This is a genomic window from Amycolatopsis sp. VS8301801F10 (assembly GCF_046195355.1).
In the GTDB taxonomy this organism is placed as follows: Bacteria; Actinomycetota; Actinomycetes; order Mycobacteriales; family Pseudonocardiaceae; genus Amycolatopsis.
Genome location: NZ_CP176065.1, coordinates 154259 through 172658 on the forward strand (window position 1 = coordinate 154259; position 18400 = coordinate 172658).

Below are 18400 nucleotides of genomic sequence, written 5' to 3' on the forward strand. Positions count from 1 at the left end.
TCATATGGCGGGCAAGCAGGACAAGGAAGCGGCCAAGCAGGCCAAGCGGGAAAAGCGCGCTGCGAGCAAGGCCCGGCGCGGGCAGCTGTTCGAGGCGTTCAAGATGCAGCGCCGCGAAGACCCGATGCTCATCCCCTGGATGGTCGGTTCGATCGTGGTGGTCGCCGGTGTGCTGTTCGGCATCGGCTTCCTTTTCGACATCCAGTGGACGCTGCTGCCGCTGGGCATCGTGCTCGGGATCCTGCTCGCCGTGATCATCTTCGGCAGGCGCGTGCAGCGCACGGTCTACGGGAAGGCCGACGGCCAGCCCGGCGCGGGAGCCTGGGCGCTGGAGAACATGCGCGGCAAGTGGAAGGTCACGCCGACCGTCGCCGCCACGACCCAGCTCGACGCCGTCCACCGCGTGCTCGGCCACCCCGGCGTGATCCTCGTGGCCGAGGGCGCCCCGCACCGGGTGAAGAGCCTGCTGGCGCAGGAGAAGAAGCGCGTGTCCCGGCTGGTCGGCGACACCCCGATCTACGACGTGACGATCGGCCACGACGACAAGCAGGTGCCGCTCAAGAAGCTGCAGTCGCACCTGGCGAAGCTGCCCCGCAACCTCAAGCCGGCCCAGGTCGACGCCCTCGAAGCGAAGCTGGCCGCCCTCGGCTCGCGCGGCGCGGCGATGCCGAAGGGCCCGATGCCCGCGGGCGCGAAGATGCGGAACGTGCAGCGCACCATCCGCCGTCGCTGACGCTTGCTCGCCGAGAACCCCCGGTCTGTTGCCGACCGGGGGTTCTTCGCGTTCGAGGGTGCGGGTTTGCGGTTCCTGGCATCGGCCGCTCCGGCCCTCGGACCAGCGTCAGCGCATCCGGATGACGACCGTGTTGGTCGCTCGGTCGAGCCAGTTGCGGCCGTCGGCGTTGCGCACGAGCGGCGGGAGCAGCAGCGCGGTCAGCACCATCCGCACCAGCGCGCGCCAGGGGCCGACCATCGCCGCCCCGTCCAGGCGCGCCACCCGGATGCCCAGTGCCGCCATGCCGGGAGTGAAGCCGAAGAACGTGACCGGGATGACCGTGATGACCGCCCAGACCGCGCCCGCCCAGAGGTTGAACGTCTGCATCGCGGCGGCGTTCTGCAGGTCATAGCGCACGAACAGGGCCGTGATCAGGGACGCGAGCACCAGGTCGAGCACGAGCGCGAGGAACCGCGAACCGCCGCCGGCCACCGCGCCCACGCCGGATTCGGGCAGGCCCATCGATTCGCCGCGCCACTTCGGGGCCTCGCGCGGACCCGCCGCGGTGGAGCCGTCGCCGACGCCCGGCAGCCATTCACCCGTCCATCTCGCCACCCGTCCAGGGTATGCCGGTGGCGCGGACCACATCCGGCCTGGTCGACTGGACACGGACGGCGGCCCGTTAACACCGGCGAAACATTCGGGTGACGGTCGGGCAACACCGCCCTCTTAGCGTGAGCCGAAGAGAGTACAGCCGCCGGTAACGAACGAGAAGGAGTCACCGAGGGTGCCCACTACTCCAGACGACATTCAGCGCCTCATCGCAGATGAGAAGGTGGAGTCCATCGACGTCAGGTTCTGCGACCTGCCGGGCGTCATGCAGCACTTCACGGTGCCCGCGAAGGCGTTCGACCTGGAGGCGTACGAAGAGGGTCTCGCCTTCGACGGCTCCTCGGTGCGCGGCTTCCAGTCGATCCACGAGTCCGACATGCTGCTGCTGCCGGACCCCGAGACGGCGCGGATCGACCCGTTCCGCAAGGCGAAGACGCTCTCGCTGAACTTCTTCGTGCACGACCCGTTCACCCGCGAGGCCTACAGCCGCGACCCGCGCAACATCGCGCGCAAGGCCGAGCAGTACATCTCGGAGTACGGCGTCGCCGACAACGTGTACTTCGGCCCGGAGGCGGAGTTCTACATCTTCGACTCGGTCCGCTTCGAGGACGCCGAGCACCTGTCGTTCCACGAGATCGACTCGATCGAGGGCTGGTGGAACACCGGCGCCGACACCGAGGGCGGCAACCAGGGCTACAAGACGCGGTTCAAGGGCGGCTACTTCCCCGTCCCGCCGGTCGACCACTTCGCCGACCTGCGCGACGACATCGTCCGCCAGCTGACGAACTCCGGCTTCGAGATCGAGCGCGCGCACCACGAGGTGGGCACCGCGGGCCAGACGGAGATCAACTACAAGTTCAACACGCTGCTGCACGCTGCCGACGACCTGCAGCTGTTCAAGTACATCGTGAAGAACACCGTGTTCGCCGCGGGCAAGACCGCGACGTTCATGCCGAAGCCGCTCGCCGGCGACAACGGCTCGGGCATGCACTGCCACCAGTCGCTGTGGAAGGACGGCCAGCCGCTGTTCCACGACGAGTCCGGCTACGCGGGCCTGTCCGACACGGCGCGGCACTACATCGGCGGCCTGCTCAAGCACGCGCCGAGCCTGCTGGCCTTCACCAACCCGACGGTGAACTCCTACCACCGCCTGGTGCCGGGCTTCGAGGCACCGGTCAGCCTGGTGTACTCGCAGCGCAACCGCTCCGCCTGCGTCCGCATCCCGATCACCGGCAACAACGCGAAGGCCAAGCGCGCCGAGTTCCGCTGCCCGGACTCGTCGGGCAACCCGTACCTCGCGTTCTCGGCGATGATGATGGCCGGGCTCGACGGCATCAAGAACAAGATCGAGCCGCCGGAGCCGATCGACAAGGACCTCTACGAGCTGCCGCCCGAGGAGGCCAAGAACGTCAAACTGGTCCCGGGCGACCTGGGCACCGTGCTGGACACCCTGGAGCAGGACCACGACTACCTGCTCGAGGGCGGTGTCTTCACGCCCGACGTGATCGAAACGTGGATCCAGTACAAGCGCGAAAACGAAATCGACCCGCTGCGGCTTCGCCCGCACCCGTACGAGTTCTCGCTGTACTACGACGTGTGATCTGAACCTGTACCGCACGAATGGCCCGTCAGCATATTGCTGGCGGGCCATTCGCGTTTGTCCTTCGTTTGATGCGTGCGCCGGTCATGGCCAAGGCGCGAAGACCGGCGCGTACGGATCTCGTGTTCGGCCTTTTTTCGTGGTCATGCGTGGCTGATGGACGATCTTCTCCAGGGCGGGCGTTGCAGACGGTGCTGCCTGGGTATGGCTGTGCGCCGTTGCCGGTGAAACTGCTCGTCGCGCCGGAGCGGGCGGAGCTGACCCGCGGCTCTTGCGGAACTTTCTGACCGAGGAGAGCACGCGGCTTCCCGGGGGCGGGCCGCTTCTTCGGCACTGACCGGTGATCCGGAGCGACGACACCTCTTGCCACCAGCCGACCAGCACCGTTATGTTAATGAGAAATCACTTCTTCCTAGACTGTCGACAGGGGGCGGCGAGCAGCCCCTGGCCGGTGATGGGATGGCAACGACGCCTACCAGAGAGGCAGACAAGTACATGGAGAATCTCAGCAGAAGGAAGGTGCTGACCCTCGGCGCGGCGTTGGGCATCGCGGGGATGGCGGGCACCACCGGCACTGCGTGGGCGTGGTCAGGCAAGGGGTCCATTGCCGGGAGTGGGACCGGGGCCGATCCGTTTCAGGTGTGGGACGACAGTGCGGATGCGGTCGCTGCGGCGTTGCTCAAGGAGGGCAAGATACCGGCGGTCAACACCGCTTGGCAGGGCTGGATCGACAACAACGCGCCGTTGCCTGCGGGCATGCCGGATTATCTGGTGGCGTATCTGCGGCAGGTCAACAAGCTGCCGTCGTGGGCGGATGCGGGCAAGCTTGCTGCGTCGGAGAAGCTTTATACCCGGTTGAGCAGTTATTTGTTCGTTTCGGAAACGCTCGGCAGCGGGATCATGAGCACCGTCATTCCGCGGGAGGCTCGGGCGGTTTACTGGTCGGCCGGCGGCGCGGATATGAAGCAGCGGGCGGCCAAGACTTTCACTTTCGGCTACGATCTGCACAACTCCAAGGCGTGGGCACCGGACGGGCATTTCGTCGTGACGGCCAACAAGACGCGGCTGGTGCACGCAGTAGTGCGGAATTTGCTGCCGACGTCGGCGAAATACCAGTCGGGCGCGGATCAGCCCAAGCCGATCAGCAATGGGGACATTCTGCGGACGTTCCATTCCGTGGCGACGTTCGCGCGCAGCAACATGCTCAAGTGGAACATCAAGCTGTCGGCCGCGGAGCAGGACGCGGATCTGCATGCTTGGCAGGTCGCACTGCATCTGCTTGGCGTGCAGGAGCAGTTCATTCCGAAGACGTGGGCGGACGCGGAAGCGCAGGCGCAGCAGATGTTGTGGCCGGTGCTCGGGCCGACCGAGGAAGGGGTCAGCCTGGCGAAGACGTTGCTCGGCTATATCGAGAAGCCGACGCTCGGGCTCGATTCCGGGTTCGTCAACGAGCTGGTCCGCTATCTTCTCAATGACCAGATGGGCGATTGGCTTGGGCTCCCCCGCGATTACGCGCAGGCGGCGCTGGTGCGGATCGAATGGCCCGCGTATGTCGCGTTCCGCGAGGGGGCGACGAAGATCATGCCGGGCAGTTTCTACCTTTTCGACCAGTTCGTCCGCGGCATTTCCATGCTGTACCTCAACAACGGCACCTCGCCGACGCAGACGCCGATCACGCTCCCCACGGCGAATCGGCCGGGTGCTTAAAGTCCCAATGCGCTCAACAGGAACGCGGTGACGGCGGCGCGGTGTTCGGGGGTGTCCTCCCACCGCAGCCGCCGGCCCGTTTCCACTACCGCGCCGAAGCCCGCGTGCACCAGTACGCGGGCTTGGTGCGCGTCCAGGTCCGGGCGGGCCAGGCGGAGTTGTTGTTCCCACACAGCGATGTGCTCGCGTTGGGCAAGGATCAGCGGGCGTTGCAACGCGGTGGGCAGGCCGCCCAGTTCCGCGGCGGCGACGTTGGTCAGGGCGGTGTGTTCGAAGCTGTAGGCCACGTAGGTGGCGGCCAGAACGGGCAAGGCTCGGGCGCCGGTGGTGCCGTGGAGGTTTTGTTCCACGGCTTGTGCCAGGAGCCCCGCGGCTTGCAGGCACGCGGCGGCCAGGATTTCGGCTTTGTTGGGGAAATGCCGGTACAGCGCGGACGGCACCAAGCCCACGGCCTCGGCGATTCGGGCGTTCGTGACGGTGGCGAATCCGTCGCGTTCGAACAACGGCACGGCGGCGGCGAGAATTTGCGCGCGGCGGGTTCGCGGGACTGGCTGGGCGGGCAGTTCCACGACCGGCGCGGCCGGGGTAGTCGTCGAGGTGGCGAGGCGCAGGGCCGATTCGGTCAGCAGGTTTTCTGCGCGGTGGTGAGCGATCGACGTGCGGTGCATGGTGATCGAGCCGATCGCGCCGAGTGCGGCCACGGCGCGGAGGTCCGCGTCCGGGGACGGCCGCACCACGTCGGTCACGCGCGCGACGACTCGGGCGAACTTCGCGCTCAGGACCCGACGGTCCGCTCGGTCGAGATAGCGGGCCTCCCAGCGGTACAGGCCGCCGGACTCGCGGTGGGCGACCGTGACCCGGGCCAGCGGGCGGAGGACCTCCGCGGCGGGCGCGGCGGCGGGCACCGCGTCGAGGGCGGCGACCAGGCGGTCTGCCATCACGTTCGCGCACTCGGTGAACAGGGCGTACTTGTTCGGGAAATGCCGGTACAGCGCCGCGGCGGTGATCCCGACGGCGGCGGCGATCTCCTCCATGGACGCCGCGTGGTACCCGCGCTCGCTGAAGGCCCGGCCCGCCGCTTCGACGATGAGCTGCTTGCGGTTGCGCGGACGGGTGGCCGCAGCCGGTTCGGAGGTCACAGCGGACCCCGGGCACCCGGATGCGGAAGTACGGCCATGCGGCCAGTCAATCACGAGACGGGCGGGGCTTCACGCGGGCGGGACACGTGGGTGCCGCCACCGCGCCCGGCGCCGAGTTCGAGGTTCCGGCGGATGCGTTCCCGGGCCGCTGAATCGGCGGTTCCGGGATCGGTGTCGCGGATTTCGTGCCGAACACCGTCGGCCATAACGAAACGGGGGCGGTGCAGGGAGGCCAGCGACTCGGTCGGATCGCCGTCCACCGCGATGAGATCCGCGCGGAAACCCGGGGCCACGCGACCGGTGACCTCGGCCAGGCCGCACACGCGGGCGGCTACCGAGGTGGCGCTGGCGAGCGCTTGCCGCGGGGTCATTCCGGCTTCGGCGAAGGTGTCCAGGCAGTCGGCGTAGCGTTCGAAGTGCACCAACGGGATTCCGGCGTCGGTCCCGGCGACGATGGTGGCTCCCAAGGCAATCAGCGCGCGCAGGTTGCCGATCACGGCGGCGCGTTCGTCCCAGGGGCACATGTAGTCCGCGGCGGTGCAGGCGGTGTTCATGGTCGGGCTGACCGCGATTCCGCGCGCGACGATCATCTCGGCGATCCGCGGGTCGAATTCGGTGCCAGTACGGGTGACCCAGCCGCAGTGTTCGATGCAGTCGACACCGGCGAGTACGGCTCGTTCGATGCCTTCGACGCCCAACGCGTGCGTCGTGACCGGCAGCGAGCACGCGTGTGCTTCGGTCACCAGAGCAGTCAACTCGGCCACGGTGTAGCGGGCTTCCGCCGGGTGGCTGCCAGGGGTCATGAAGCCGCCGGTGGTCATGACTTTGATCAGGTCGACTCCGTCCTCCGCGTGCTGCCTGACCATCGCGCGGACCTCGTCGACGCCGTCCGCGATGCCGCCCATCGACGCGGCGTGGCCGCCGGTGACGGTGATCGGCGCGTTCGCGGCGAGCATTCGCGGGGTGGCTTCCGGGGTCGCGGCGAGCAGGTCCCGTACCCGGGTGCCCAAGGTGCCCGGTGCGCCCAGGTCGCGGGCGGTGGTGACCCCGGCGTCGAGCAAGCGCCGCGCGTTGGCGGTCATCCGGCGGGTCAGCGCGTCCTGGTCGCCGGACATTTCCAGGGTGACCTCGCCGGAGCCCGGGTCCTGGCAGAGGTGGACGTGGCAGTCGATCAATCCGGGCATCAGGGTGACGTCGCCGAGGTCGGTCACCGGGCCGTCGGGCGCGGAATTCCGTGGCCCGGCATAGGTGATCGCGCCCTCCGAGACCGCGACGGCGGCGTCGTGGATCAGCGGGGCGGACGCGTCGGTCAGCAGCCGCGCGGCGGTGAGGATCATGCGTGCCTCCGGTCTTCCTGCGGTCAGCCACAGTGAACATCGGGCACTTCCACTGCGCAAGGCTCTCTCGCGGATCCACGATTGTCGTCATTGACGCAACACAAGTCATCGCTCACACTGATGCGGATTCATCCAGGCTGAACACAAAGACGTGGCCGAGCTGAGGAGCGATCATGACCCGAAAGGCACCCCGCCGCTGGCACTGGCTTCTGCTCGGCGTCCCGTTCGTGTGGTGCGTCGCGGCGATCCCCCTGGTCAACCGGATCGACTACGTGTTCGGCTCGATCCCGTTCCTGCTGGTGTGGATGACCGCCGGCGTGCTGATCGGCTCGGGCGCGATCGGTCTCGTCTACGCGATCGACCGCCGCCGCGGCGAGCTGGACCGGGTGTGACGCGATGGCACTGGCGCTCGCTCTTCTCATCGCGGTCGGCTCGATTGTCTGGGGCACCGTCGCCGCCGCGCGCGGCCGGGCGATGAATCTGCAGGAATGGTCGGTCGGCGGACGCCGGTTCGGCACCTGGCTGTTCTGGTTTCTGCTGGTCGGCGAAACGTTCACCACGTTCGCGCTGCTCGGTGCGTCGCAGGGCGTGTTCAGCAACGGCGCGCCCGGGTTCTACGTGCTCGGCACCGTCGTGCTGACCGCGGCGGTCGGCTACTGGGTGGTGCCGAAGATCTGGCGCGCGGGCAAGCAGCACGGCCTGGTCACCATGGCCGATTACTTCACCGTCCGCTTCGAAGCCCGCTGGTTCGGTGGCCTGGTCGCCGGATTCGGCATCATCGCGCTGCTGCTCTACGCCCAGGTCCAGCTGACCGGGCTGAGCCTGATCCTGGCGAGCCTGTTCGGCAGCGAGGTCCCGGCGCTGGTCTACGTCATCGCCGGCGGGGCGCTGGTCGCCGGGTTCGTGCTGGTCGGCGGGATGCGCGGAGCCGCGTTCACCGCGATCGTCAAGGACGTGCTGCTGATCGCGATCCTGCTCGTGGTCGCGATCGGCGCGGCGGACGCGGCCGGGGCGAGCGGACCGCTGGGCGTGTTCGACGCGATGAAACAAGCGCATCCCAGCGGCGCGACCCTGCCCGGGCTGCACGGTTCGCCCGCCACCAACACCTGGTGGTGGATGAGTTTCCTGCTGCTCACCCCGCTGGGCTCGTTCGCGCTGCCGCACATGTTCCAGGTGTCCTACAGCGCGAAGGACGTCGCGACGATCCGCCGCAACCAGGTGGTCCAGCCGCTGTATTCGCTGTTCTACGTTCTGATCGTGATGATCGCGCTCGCCGCGGTGCTCGCGCTGCCGAAGCTGACCGACAAGCAGGCCAACGCGTCGCTGCTGATTTTCGTCCGCGAGAAGTATCCGGAATGGGTCATCGGACTGCTCGGCGGCGCGGGCATTCTCGTCGCACTCGTGCCGACCGCGGTGCTGGTGCTGGCGGCCAGCAGTCTGTTCACCCGCAACGTACTCGGGGCCCGTTCAGAAAAATGGGCCTCGTCGTTGACCGCGATGCGCGTAGGCGTCCTCGTTTTCACTGCGCTTTCCGTACTTCTTGTCGCGCACAGCAACGAAAAACTGTTGAGCATCATGACAAACGTCTACAGCGCCGTCGGACAGCTCGCCCCCGCGCTGTTCCTTTCGATGCTGTGGCGCCGGGTCACCGCAGTGGGGCTGGCGGCAGGTGCGTTGTGCGGCGGATTGATCGTCGGCGTACCCGCGCTCGGCTCTCTCGTCGCGCACACCATGCCGCCGGGGACCGTGGTCGGGTTGCCCGCGCTCGTCGTCAATCTCATCGTGACGGTGGCGGTCAGCCTCGTGACCCGGCCGCCGTCGCGAACGGCGGCCGAGGTCGGCGCGGGCGCCCGCTCAGCGGACTCCGCCGAGGCCGGTGACCTGCGCCGGAGCGCCGTTTGACGATAATGATCGGGTGACCGTGACGAGGATCCGCGAGTTCCGCACCCTGCGCGGGCTGACCGTGCGCCAGCTCGCCGACCAGGCGGGGGTGTCGACCGGGTTGATCAGCCAGGTCGAGCGGGGCGTCACCGACCCCAGCCTGGAAACCATGCGGCGGATCGCGGAGGTGCTCGACATCCCGCTGTTCAGCCTGTTCCAGGAGCCGGAGGAGGAAACCGTCGCGGTGATCCGGCACGACGACCGGTACCGGATCTCGTCGCCGCACCACGCGATCACCTACACCCGCGCGTCACCGGGCGGCGCGAAGCTCGAGGTGCTCGAAGGCGTGCTCGAACCGGGCGGGGTCTCGTCCGACGAACTGCGCTCGCATCCGTCCGAGGAATGCGTGGTGGTGATCGCCGGACGGCTGACCGTCCAGGTCGGCGAGCAGACGCACGTGCTCAAGACCGGCGACAGCTGCCACTTCGATTCGACCGTCCCGCACCGCTTCCGCAACGACGGCCGGACCACCGCCCGGTTCCTCGTGAGCGTCACTCCGCCCAGTTACTGATCCGGCCGCGAGAAGGCGGCACGCGACCGTCGTCGGCCGTGACCATCCGGCACAGTACTGATACTTCCGTCGGAGGTGCCTGCCGCGAAATTGGTCTAGACTTTTCGTTCCGAAACCGGCGAAAAGGACGGACTGATGCGTGGGACGACGGTGCCCCCGGGAATGTGCTGCCGACCGGTCAAGACCGGGGAACTTCCGCTGCACCGGCTTGAGGTGCCCGCACCCGACGCGGTGCCGTTCGCGGTCGGCTCTTTCGACGCGGTCGGGCCGTTGTCGAGGGCGGAATTCCCGCACCGGCACACGTTTTACGAAATCGTGCTCGTCACCGGAGGGACCGGCGCGCACGTGGTCGACCTGACCCGGTGGGAGCTGAGCCCGCCGCACCTCGGCGTCGTCACCCCGGGCCAGGTGCACCACTGGGAGGCGCGCGAACTCGCCGGCTCGGTCGTGCTGTTCACCGACGACTTCCTCTTCGACCATCCAGCCGACCGCGAAACCCTGCGCAGGCTGCGCGAACGGCCGTGGCTGCGGCTGGACCGGGCCGAACACGACCGCACCGCGCGGCTGATCGCCGAACTCGAGGAGGAGTTCCGCCGCGGCGGCGAGGACGCCGAATCCGTGCTGCGCGCGCTGCTGCACGTGCTGATCGTGCGCGCCGGACGGCTGCCCGGCATCCCGCCCGCCCCGGCGCCCGCCCGCGCTCGCGCGGTAGCGGCGGAATTCGCGCAGCAGGCCGAAAAATCGGAGCTGGGACTGTGGTCGGTGCGCGCGCACGCCGAACGGCTCGGCGTCACGCCCGGCTACCTCACCGAGGCCGTCAAGGCGGCGACCGGGCGCACCGCGGCGGAATTGGTGCGCGAAGCGCGGACGCAGGAGGCGAAACGGTTCCTGCTGCGGACGAATCTGTCCGTGCGGCAGGTGGCCAGCCGCGTCGGATTCGCCGATCCAGCCTACTTTTGTCGGTTCTTTCGGCGCGAAACCGGGTTGAGCCCCGGCGGATTCCGCCGCACCGGCGACACCGCCCCGAAGATTCACCACGACTGCATGACTCCGTCCATCGCTGCGGGCTGATCTTCTCCCTACCGTCGAGGGGAATCCCCAGCCCCCACCGAGGAGCAGGCATGGACGAAGACAGGAAGTTCAGCCGCAAGGCAGTGCTGAAGGCCGCGCTGGCCGCCGGAGTCGCCGCGCCGGTCGCACTCGTCGGCGGTCCGGCACTGGCCCGCACGAATTTCGCCGGCGGGCAGAAGGTCGAGCCGACCCCGTACTGCCACGACGGCGACGAACCGACGATCGACCAGACCGAGGGCCCGTACTTCAAGCCGAACTCGCCCGAGCGCAGCGTGCTCGTCGACGGCAACACCCCGGGCCAGCGGCTCACCGTGAGCGGGTACGTGTTCGGGCTGTCCTGCCAGCCGATCCGCCGCGCGCTGCTGGACTTCTGGCAGGCGGACGTGAACGGCGCGTACGACAACGTCGGCTACACCTTCCGCGGCCACCAGTACACGAACGACCTCGGCGAGTTCAAGCTGACGACGATCGTGCCCGGCCTCTACCCCGGCCGGACGCGGCACATCCACGTCAAGGTGCAGGCGCCAGGGGAGCCGATCCTGACGACGCAGCTGTACTTCCCGGGCGAGCCGCGCAACAACACCGACACCATTTTCGACTCGCGGCTGCTCATGACGGTCCGCGACGCCCCGAACAACGCCAAGGAGGCCGCGTTCGACTTCGTGCTCAACGTCCAGCAGACGCCGACCGGCGGGCCCTCGACGACTCCGACGTCGCCGACCGGCCAGCCCGGCGGGACGACCTGGGCCGCGGGCAAGTCCTACCCCGCGGGCACGCGGGTCACGTTCAACGGGGTCGGCTACGTGTGCCTTCAGGGCCACACCGCCCAGCCGGGCTGGGAACCGCCCAACGCGCCAGCGTTGTGGCAGAAGGGCTGATCCCCTCCTGACGAGAACGGCGGGCTCCCCCGGGCCCGCCGTTCTCCGTCTTCCGGGAATTTTTCCGAGAAGCCGAGCCCGCGCTGTCGAGTTACCGTCGACACGTTCGTCTTCCATTGCGACGACGCCGGACCGGCCCTCGGAGGACACATGCTCTACCTGCTGGCGATCTACGACTGCGACCGTCCAGAACCCGGCGATCCGGCCTTCCCGGACGCGCTGGCCAGGGTGAACGCGTTCGCCGACGAATGCCGCCGACGCGGCGTGTTCGTGTCCGGCCATCCGCTGCAGGGCGAGCACACCGCGACCACGGTCAGGGTCCGCGACGGGAAGACGCTGATCACCGACGGGCCGTTCCCGGAGACCCACGAGCATCTCGGCGGCGTCTACGTCCTCGACTGCCGCGACCTCGACGAAGCCCTCGAACTCGCCGCGCTGTGCCCGATGGCCGAGGTCGGCACCGTCGAGGTGCGGCCGGTCGCCGGGGTGCCCGGGCTGTCGCACCAGGCATGACCTCGGCGTTGCTGCGGGAGGCCTACCGCGAGCACCGGGCCCGGATGCTCGCGGCGCTGGTCCGTGTCCTCGGCGACTTCGAACTCGCCGAAGACGCGCTGCAGGACGCGTGCGCGCTCGCCCTGCGCGGCTGGGGCGACGAGCCGCCGGACGACCCGGTGGCGTGGCTGCTGACCGCCGCCCGCAACAGCGCGATCGACCGGCTCCGGCGGGCCCGCCGCGGCCAGGAGAAGCTCGCCCAGCTCGGCGAACGGCCGGAGGTCGCGGTGGAGGTGTCCGAGGACAGCCTGCTCGCGATCGGCGACGAACGGCTCAGCCTGATCTTCACCTGCTGTCATCCCGCGCTCGCCGAGGAGGCGCGCGTCGCGTTGACGCTGCAGGCGGTGGCCGGGCTGACCGCGGCACAGATCGCGCGGACGTTCCTGGTCAGCGAGGCGACGCTGGCGCAGCGGCTGGTGCGGGCCAAACGCAAGATCCGCGACGCCGGGATCAGCCTCGCGGTGCCGGCCGATCATCTGCTGCCCGAGCGGCTGTCCGGGGTCTTGGCGGTGGTGTACTTGATCTTCACCCAGGGCTACACCTCGCCGGACCATCGCGAACTGCAGCAGGAAGCGATCCGGCTGGCGAAACTCATCGCGACGCTCATGCCGGACGAACCGGAGGCGCTCGGCCTGGTTTCGCTGCTGCTCCTGCACGATTCGCGCACCGCTGCTCGCTATACCCGCGACGGCGACGTAGTGCTGCTCGAAGACCAGGACCGAAGTCGTTGGGACCACGACGAAATCGCCGAAGCGGTCAGGCTGCTGGACCGGGCGCTGCGCTTCGAGACGCCTGGGCCGTATCAGCTGCAGGCCGCGATCGCCGTCCAGCAAGCGCAGGCCCGGTCCGCGGCGGACACCGACTGGGCGGCGATCGCCGGGCTGTATCGGCGGTTGTCCGAGATGGATCCGTCGCCGGTCGTCGCGTTGAACCACGCCGTCGCGGTCGCGATGGCCACCGGCCCGGAGGAAGGGCTGGCGCTCATCGACGGGATCGGCGGGCTCGACCGGTATCACCTGATGCACGCCGCACGCGCCGATCTGCTGCGCCGTCTCGGCCGCTCGGGCGAGGCGATGGCCGCCTACCGGCGTGCCCACGAACTCGCGGTCAACCCAGCCGACCGGCGTTTTCTCGCCGGTCGCTCAGCCACCTTGGAGTCCTGATGAGACTGTCCATTCTCGACAACGGACATCGGCTGCGGGCCAAGCTGTTCCTGTCGATCACGTCGAAACAGCCGCCGGACATCGTGAAGATGCTGCTGTACCGTCCCGGTTTCCTCACCCGGCCGCTGCTGGATCTCACCGCTCCGGCGATGCGCGGCCCGTCGTACTGGACGGCCGGGGAACGCGAGTTTCTCGCCATGTCCACGGCGTTGCTGCACGAATGCCCCTTCTGCGTCGACTCGCACGCGGAGCTGACCCGGATCGCCGGACAAGGCGAGATCGACCCGTCGCGACCGGAGGCGGCGCGGCCGGAAGTGCGCACCATCCGGGCGTTCTTGGAGACCGTCACGCGGAATCCGGACCAGCTCGAGCTGCCGGATCTTCCGTCGGCGGCGATTCGCGAAGCGCTGCGGGTGAATCTGGTGTGGAACATCGTGAACCGGCTCGCGAACGCGTTCGGTTTCGTGCTCCGCGAGGGGCAGCTGGAGAGCGGAACCCGTGCGCTGCACCGGTTCGGGTATCGGTTCCCCGGTTTCCTGCTCGCCGGCGGGCCGGCTGGCACGCATGCGGATCCGGTGGAGAACATGCGGTATTCCGTGTTCACCGCGCCCGCGGTGACCGACCAGGCGCTGCGCAAGGCGGCGGCCACCGGGGACGGCTTGCCCGCGCCGTTGCAGCCGTTCGCGGCGAAGGTCCGCGATGCGTCCTACCGGCTCAACGACGCGGATTTCGCCGAGTTGAGCACGAAATACCAGGAGGACGAGGTTTACGAGATCACTGTCGCCGCGGCCGTGGGCGCCGCGTTGCGCAGTTTCGATGCGGGACAACGCCAGCTTTCCGCGTAACGCGAACCGGCGGCCGGATCGCTCCTGGCCGCCGGTTCGCGTCAGTTCTCCGCTCAGGGGCGGTAAAGCTCCTTGACGACGTCGATGTTGTCGTTCTGGTCGACGTGGATTTCGGCGTGCAGCGGGTTCGAGCCGGTCAGCGCCTCCATCAGCGCCTGCTCGGCGCACGGGTTCGTGCCGCGGCCCTGCGGGTCGAGGGCGACCTCGCCGCCCGGGCACAGCTCGGCCGCGCCGAAGACCTGCGCGGTCTTGCTCACCGGGAGACGGTAGGTCTTGGCGTCGCTCGGCACGAACTGGCCGTTGTCCGGGCCACCCTTCTTCCAGGTGACCAGCTGGAACTGGGCCATGTTGACCGAACGGTCGAAGCCGGTGAACTGGACGGTCTGCGTCGTGTTCGGGAAGCGGCGCGTCGGGGCAGCGGACTGGCCCGCGCCGCCGCGGGTCGGAGCAGTCTTGATCATGAACTCGGCACCGCCGTCCTTTCCGCAGTTCACGACGCCCTGAGTGAATTCCTCTTCCGCGCCCAACGCGCAGTCCCAGTGCCCTTCGATGCCGAGAACGCGGTGGCCGGGGCCTTCCCCCTGAGTCGGGGCCAATTCGTAATACTTCGTCATTACATTGAATGCTTCAGTGCAGCCGGGAATGCTTCCGTTGGCGCTTTGCACCGCGATCAGATCCATTTGCTTGCCGCCCGCCGGACCGACCTGCCCGCCGAGTTCGCTGCAGTTGACGTCGCCGTTCGACGTGGCCGCCGCCCCGGCCGAGCCGCCCTGCGGGTTCTGCTTTACCGCGGCCGCGCCGGAAATGCCCTTCGCTGCGGAACCATTTCCGTCGACATTGTTTCCGCTGCAGGCGGAAAGCAACGCGGTCGCGGCGACCGCCCCGCCGACCATGACCAGCTTCATCGACTTCAGCGCGGTGAATCCCATTTCCTGCTCCCCGTGTCTATTGGCGAATCTCTAAACCCAAAGACGCGAAGCAGTGAATGTCGTTGCTCGCAAGGGCCGCGCAGAGCCATCGTTGCCCCAATGTCGCCCCCGCCGGGGCCGCACGGGCACGACCTCGGCCGGTCTCGCAACCCCGGCCGGGCACCCCGCGCCACGCCTGGCCGATCCCCGGAACCGACGGTGACCGCTCGACCGCCGTGCGGAGTTTGCGGCACGACGAAGCTCTTCCTGCCCACCGTGCTTTCCCGGACGGGCCTCAGCCGACGTACGCGGTGAAGGAATGCTTCGCCTGGTACCAGATCGAGATGCCGACCGCGCCGGCCGCGGCCACGCTGCGCAGGTCCAGCGGGCCGGGGCGGTCGGCGAGGAACGTGAAGTTCCGGATCTGCGAGCCGGGCACGTAGTCGCCCTCGCTGCCGGATTTGCTCGCCCGCACGAAGTCCATCTGCTTGATCTCGATGGTGTCCCCATACCCGCAGAACAGGTACAGGTACGGCGGGCGGCCGGCGAGCGGAATGTAGAAGTGGTCGCCGTTCGGTGCTGCGGGAATCAGCATCAGAGTCTCCTCGTCGTTGCTGGAGGCGGGGCCGGGCCCGGCGCCGCCGCCGGGAAGCTCGATGTACTGCTCGTCGATGTCGCACGTGATCGAGTCGACCTCGACCTTGCCGTCGTTGCGCTGCCACAGATGGGTCCAGGTCCGTTCGGCGGCCGTGGGCTGGGAGCCGCAGCGCCAGTACCACGACACGACCCCGGCGTCGTGGACCGCGCGCAGCGTCTCGGAAAACCCGTAGAACCCGGCCCGGCCCCGGCCGACCACGCTGGCGAATCCGCTCGCGAACCGGACGACGTCGTCGAGTTGATAGGCCGCCGCGTGGCTGTCGGCGGCGCAGGCCATCAGCACCGAGTCCGGGACGCCCATCCCGCGTGCGTCGGCGAGGCCAGCCTGGCCGAACGCGACGCCGCGGGCGAAATCGTCGTCGTTGCGGTTTCCCCACGCGTCGTCGGTGCCCAGCTCGATGACCAGCGCGACGGTGATCCCGCCGCCGACGAGGGTCCGGTACTCGCTTCCGGTGAGCCGTTTCCTTCCGCGGCCCAGCCCGGCGTAGCGGATCACGCCGCCGAAACCGGCCGCCTTGAGGGCGGACGGGCTCGGCGTGCCCGCGGAATAGTCAGCCCAGCGCATGGTCCGCCTCGGTTTCGGCGTAGCTCGGCGGCCGGTTCGACCCCAGCAGGACCCTGGTGAGCCACGGCGGCATCTTCGGTTCGAGCTGCCGCAGCAGCGCGTACACGACGGCCAGCACGAGCGGGACGATGACCTGGTTGCCGAGCCCGGCCACCGCGTCGGTCACCGACGAGGGCAGGCCGAGCGAGACGAGCCACGCGACGAGTGCCGACCACAGGCCGGGGACGACGGTGCGCAGCCAGGAGGTGAAGTGGTCGCCGAGTGGGGTGGTCGGTTGCGGCATGGCTGGTTTCTCCGGCTCGGTGGACGGTTCGGGCGGGTTGGGGGTGGTCGGTGAAGTGCTGGTGGTGTCGTCCGCCGCGGGGACGGCGGAGGAGGTTGGCACCACCGAGGAAGTCGGATCCGGCTCGGAGGCCTCGGCCGAGTGCGTCACCACCGAGGAACTCGGCTCCGGCTCAGCGGCTCCGGCCGAGTGCGTCACCACCGAGGAACTCGGCTCCGGCTCAGCGGCCTCAGCCGAGTGCGTCACCACCGAGGAACTCGGCTCCGGCTCAGCGGCCCCGGCCGAGTGCGTCGATGTCGCGGTCGATGCGGCCGTGGCCGAACCGTTGCCGCCCGCGCCCGCGGAACCCGTCGGAGGAGTCGGTGCCGGGGAAACGGCTTTCGGCTCGGCAGGCGCGGTCGCCCCGGCTGCTTTCTCCGCCGCGAACACCACCGAATCGGTCGGGTGCGCGACCGGCGGCGCGTCGATTTCGGGTGCCGGCTTCGGCTTCTCCGCCGGTGGCTCGGGCGCGGCCGGGTTCGGGCCTTGCCGGAAGAGCGGTTCGAAGGTGTCCGGCGGATGGGTCACCGTGCCGTTCGCGTCGAGCACGCCCAGCACCGCGTAGTGGTATTCGACGCCGTGCGGCGGGACCGGGCGCGGACCGTCGTCGCCGCGTGGCCATTCGACGTCCCCGGTCACCGTGCGGGCCGGGATCTGCCAGTAGTCGCCGCGGCGGTAGGTGCCGCCCTGTCCGGCCGCTACGTCCGCCGACGTCCTCGGCGGGGCTTCGAACCGCACTTGAACGCCGTCCTCCAGGTCGATCCAGGTGTTCTCGACCAGCGGCACCGCGCCGTCCTCGCTGTCGGCCGGGGCGAGGTGGTCCCAGCGGCGCAGGAACGGATGCAGGTCCGGATCGGAGCCGGGGCCGCAGTGCTCGCCGAGGTCGTCATCGAGGGTGACCAGCCGGTCCGCCGGGTCGATCGCGACGACTTTCCGCAGCGGCGGCGCCGATTCCGGCCGGTTCCCTGCCGGGACGTCGTCCGCGACGCGGGTGGCGGAGGCGTCGTCGAGCAGTTCGACCCAGTCGCCGACGTCGAGGTCCAGTTTGCTGTCCCGGCCCAGCGTGCCGAGGGTCACCGTGGCACCGGATACCGAGACGACCGGAAACACCACCGACGCGTTCTCCCGTGACCATTTGAAGGTCGCGCCGTGCAAAGTCCGGTTGAATCCCTTGACGGGCAAGGAATCCGTCCACGCGCGTCCGCCGGTGTGCACCTCGACGCGGTACAGCTGATTCTCCTGCCCGCGGAACCGGGCCTCGGGCGGGAGGTGGCAGGCGTCGGTGTCGCCGGGGTGTTTCGCTTGGGCGGCAAGGAGACCGGGCTCCGGGTTCAGCGAGCGCAGGAAGTCCGCGAAATCCTCGCCGCTCTGTCCCGCGCACCAGGCCACCTGCCAGGCGACCTTGGCCCGCGCCGCGGTGTCCGGGCCGGGGTCGCCGAGCGCGATCTCGCGGATCGCCGGGTCCTGCAGCGCGGTGACCAGCCGTTCCCACACCCGCAGGTACACCACGAACGGCCCGGTTTCGGGCAGCGGGTCGTCGGCGTCCTGGTCGAGGTAGCCCTCGGGCTGCGTCCAGTAGCTCGTGGGCCGGTCGTTCTCGACGAGCAGCCCGTCGACGTACAGCCGCCCGGCCGAGATCCCCAGGTCGGTGATTTTCGCGTGGTCCGGGCGGGGGTCGATGCGGAACCCGGGAGCCTCGGCGGGCGCGGCGGACTGGCCGAGCAGGTCGGCCACCGTGGTCCGCAGCTGGTACAGCAGGATCGCGGCCTGCTCGTTCGCGTCCGCGTCGAGCTGGACCCGGCCCTGCTGCGCCAGGACCGCGGAGAAGTGCTTCAGCGAGTCGAAGGTGCGGCGCGAGAAGTCGGCTTGCATGGCGG

General features: G+C 69.1%; 17 protein-coding genes. 11 read left to right on the forward strand and 6 right to left on the reverse strand.

Annotated elements, in window-relative coordinates:
* The first annotated feature begins 4 nt into the window (after nt 1-4).
* Nucleotides 5-733, forward strand: a complete 729-nt coding sequence (locus tag F9C11_RS00750) for a DUF4191 domain-containing protein (protein ID WP_409183030.1) — start codon at nt 5-7, stop codon at nt 731-733.
* Nucleotides 734-841: 108 nt separating this feature from the next.
* On the opposite strand, the gene F9C11_RS00755 is transcribed toward F9C11_RS00750, so the two are convergent.
* On the reverse strand, nt 842-1330 hold the full coding sequence (locus tag F9C11_RS00755) for an RDD family protein (protein ID WP_409183031.1): 489 nt from the start codon (nt 1328-1330) through the stop codon (nt 842-844).
* 172 nt (nt 1331-1502) lie between these two features.
* Between F9C11_RS00755 and glnA the strand changes: the two genes are divergently transcribed.
* Both glnA and F9C11_RS00765 read left to right on the forward strand, forming a co-directional pair.
* Entirely contained in the window at nt 1503-2927 is a 1425-nt protein-coding gene (gene glnA, locus F9C11_RS00760) for a type I glutamate--ammonia ligase (RefSeq protein WP_009073253.1), read from the forward strand.
* Between the two features lie 495 nt (nt 2928-3422).
* Nucleotides 3423-4634, forward strand: coding sequence for an oxygenase MpaB family protein (locus tag F9C11_RS00765; RefSeq protein WP_409183032.1), 1212 nt, complete (start codon nt 3423-3425; stop codon nt 4632-4634).
* On the opposite strand, the gene F9C11_RS00770 is transcribed toward F9C11_RS00765, so the two are convergent.
* Together F9C11_RS00770 and F9C11_RS00775 are read right to left on the reverse strand one after the other, a co-directional pair.
* Nucleotides 4631-5773, reverse strand: a complete 1143-nt coding sequence (locus tag F9C11_RS00770; protein ID WP_409183033.1) for a TetR/AcrR family transcriptional regulator — start codon at nt 5771-5773, stop codon at nt 4631-4633. The genes F9C11_RS00765 and F9C11_RS00770 overlap by 4 nt on opposite strands.
* Before the next feature lie 50 nt (nt 5774-5823).
* Entirely contained in the window at nt 5824-7110 is a 1287-nt protein-coding gene (locus F9C11_RS00775; RefSeq protein WP_409183034.1) for an amidohydrolase family protein, read from the reverse strand.
* Nucleotides 7111-7283: 173 nt separating this feature from the next.
* On the opposite strand from F9C11_RS00775, the gene F9C11_RS00780 reads away from it, so the two are divergent.
* The 8 genes from F9C11_RS00780 to F9C11_RS00815 all read left to right on the forward strand — a co-directional run bounded on the left by F9C11_RS00780 (nt 7284) and on the right by F9C11_RS00815 (nt 14071).
* Nucleotides 7284-7502, forward strand: a complete 219-nt coding sequence (locus F9C11_RS00780) for a DUF3311 domain-containing protein (protein WP_409183035.1) — start codon at nt 7284-7286, stop codon at nt 7500-7502.
* A gap of 4 nt (nt 7503-7506) precedes the next feature.
* A complete protein-coding gene (locus F9C11_RS00785) occupies nt 7507-9012 on the forward strand; it encodes a sodium:solute symporter (RefSeq protein WP_409183036.1) in 1506 nt (501 codons plus the stop codon).
* 13 nt (nt 9013-9025) lie between these two features.
* A complete protein-coding gene (locus F9C11_RS00790; RefSeq protein WP_409183037.1) occupies nt 9026-9562 on the forward strand; it encodes a helix-turn-helix domain-containing protein in 537 nt (178 codons plus the stop codon).
* A gap of 135 nt (nt 9563-9697) precedes the next feature.
* Entirely contained in the window at nt 9698-10633 is a 936-nt protein-coding gene (locus tag F9C11_RS00795; RefSeq protein ID WP_409183038.1) for an AraC family transcriptional regulator, read from the forward strand.
* A 50-nt stretch (nt 10634-10683) separates the two neighbouring features.
* Nucleotides 10684-11511: a carbohydrate-binding protein gene (locus F9C11_RS00800; RefSeq protein ID WP_409183039.1), complete on the forward strand. Its 828-nt coding sequence runs from the start codon at nt 10684-10686 to the stop codon at nt 11509-11511.
* Nucleotides 11512-11661: 150 nt separating this feature from the next.
* The gene (locus tag F9C11_RS00805) at nt 11662-12024 is read left to right on the forward strand and encodes a YciI family protein (protein ID WP_409183040.1); all 363 of its coding nucleotides are present in this window, start codon (nt 11662-11664) and stop codon (nt 12022-12024) included.
* A complete protein-coding gene (locus F9C11_RS00810) occupies nt 12021-13226 on the forward strand; it encodes an RNA polymerase sigma factor (protein ID WP_409183041.1) in 1206 nt (401 codons plus the stop codon). The genes F9C11_RS00805 and F9C11_RS00810 overlap by 4 nt, the downstream gene beginning before the upstream one ends.
* Nucleotides 13226-14071, forward strand: coding sequence for a hypothetical protein (locus F9C11_RS00815; protein ID WP_409183042.1), 846 nt, complete (start codon nt 13226-13228; stop codon nt 14069-14071). The genes F9C11_RS00810 and F9C11_RS00815 overlap by 1 nt, the downstream gene beginning before the upstream one ends.
* 53 nt (nt 14072-14124) lie before the next feature.
* On the opposite strand, the gene F9C11_RS00820 is transcribed toward F9C11_RS00815, so the two are convergent.
* The 3 genes from F9C11_RS00820 to F9C11_RS00830 form a co-directional block, all read right to left on the reverse strand.
* Nucleotides 14125-15000, reverse strand: coding sequence for a hypothetical protein (locus F9C11_RS00820; RefSeq protein WP_409183043.1), 876 nt, complete (start codon nt 14998-15000; stop codon nt 14125-14127).
* Between the two features lie 274 nt (nt 15001-15274).
* Nucleotides 15275-16201 (reverse strand): glycoside hydrolase domain-containing protein, encoded by a 927-nt coding sequence (locus F9C11_RS00825; protein WP_409183044.1) that lies wholly within the window; start codon nt 16199-16201, stop codon nt 15275-15277.
* Nucleotides 16188-18395, reverse strand: a complete 2208-nt coding sequence (locus F9C11_RS00830) for a DUF6519 domain-containing protein (protein WP_409183045.1) — start codon at nt 18393-18395, stop codon at nt 16188-16190. Before F9C11_RS00830 ends, F9C11_RS00825 begins: the two co-directional genes overlap by 14 nt.
* Nucleotides 18396-18400 lie beyond the last annotated feature (5 nt).

Bases quoted from the DNA above. Each gene is read 5' to 3' on its own strand.
- F9C11_RS00750 (WP_409183030.1), top strand. From the start codon at position 5: ATGGCGGGCAAGCAGGACAAGGAAGCGGCCAAGCAGGCCAAGCGGGAA.
- F9C11_RS00765 (WP_409183032.1), top strand. From the start codon at position 3,423: ATGGAGAATCTCAGCAGAAGGAAGGTGCTGACCCTCGGCGCGGCGTTG.
- F9C11_RS00775 (WP_409183034.1), bottom strand. From the start codon at position 7,110: ATGATCCTCACCGCCGCGCGGCTGCTGACCGACGCGTCCGCCCCGCTG.
- F9C11_RS00780 (WP_409183035.1), top strand. From the start codon at position 7,284: ATGACCCGAAAGGCACCCCGCCGCTGGCACTGGCTTCTGCTCGGCGTC.
- F9C11_RS00785 (WP_409183036.1), top strand. From the start codon at position 7,507: ATGGCACTGGCGCTCGCTCTTCTCATCGCGGTCGGCTCGATTGTCTGG.
- F9C11_RS00795 (WP_409183038.1), top strand. From the start codon at position 9,698: ATGCGTGGGACGACGGTGCCCCCGGGAATGTGCTGCCGACCGGTCAAG.
- F9C11_RS00800 (WP_409183039.1), top strand. From the start codon at position 10,684: ATGGACGAAGACAGGAAGTTCAGCCGCAAGGCAGTGCTGAAGGCCGCG.
- F9C11_RS00805 (WP_409183040.1), top strand. From the start codon at position 11,662: ATGCTCTACCTGCTGGCGATCTACGACTGCGACCGTCCAGAACCCGGC.
- F9C11_RS00810 (WP_409183041.1), top strand. From the start codon at position 12,021: ATGACCTCGGCGTTGCTGCGGGAGGCCTACCGCGAGCACCGGGCCCGG.
- F9C11_RS00815 (WP_409183042.1), top strand. From the start codon at position 13,226: ATGAGACTGTCCATTCTCGACAACGGACATCGGCTGCGGGCCAAGCTG.
- F9C11_RS00820 (WP_409183043.1), bottom strand. From the start codon at position 15,000: ATGGGATTCACCGCGCTGAAGTCGATGAAGCTGGTCATGGTCGGCGGG.
- F9C11_RS00825 (WP_409183044.1), bottom strand. From the start codon at position 16,201: ATGCGCTGGGCTGACTATTCCGCGGGCACGCCGAGCCCGTCCGCCCTC.
- F9C11_RS00830 (WP_409183045.1), bottom strand. From the start codon at position 18,395: ATGCAAGCCGACTTCTCGCGCCGCACCTTCGACTCGCTGAAGCACTTC.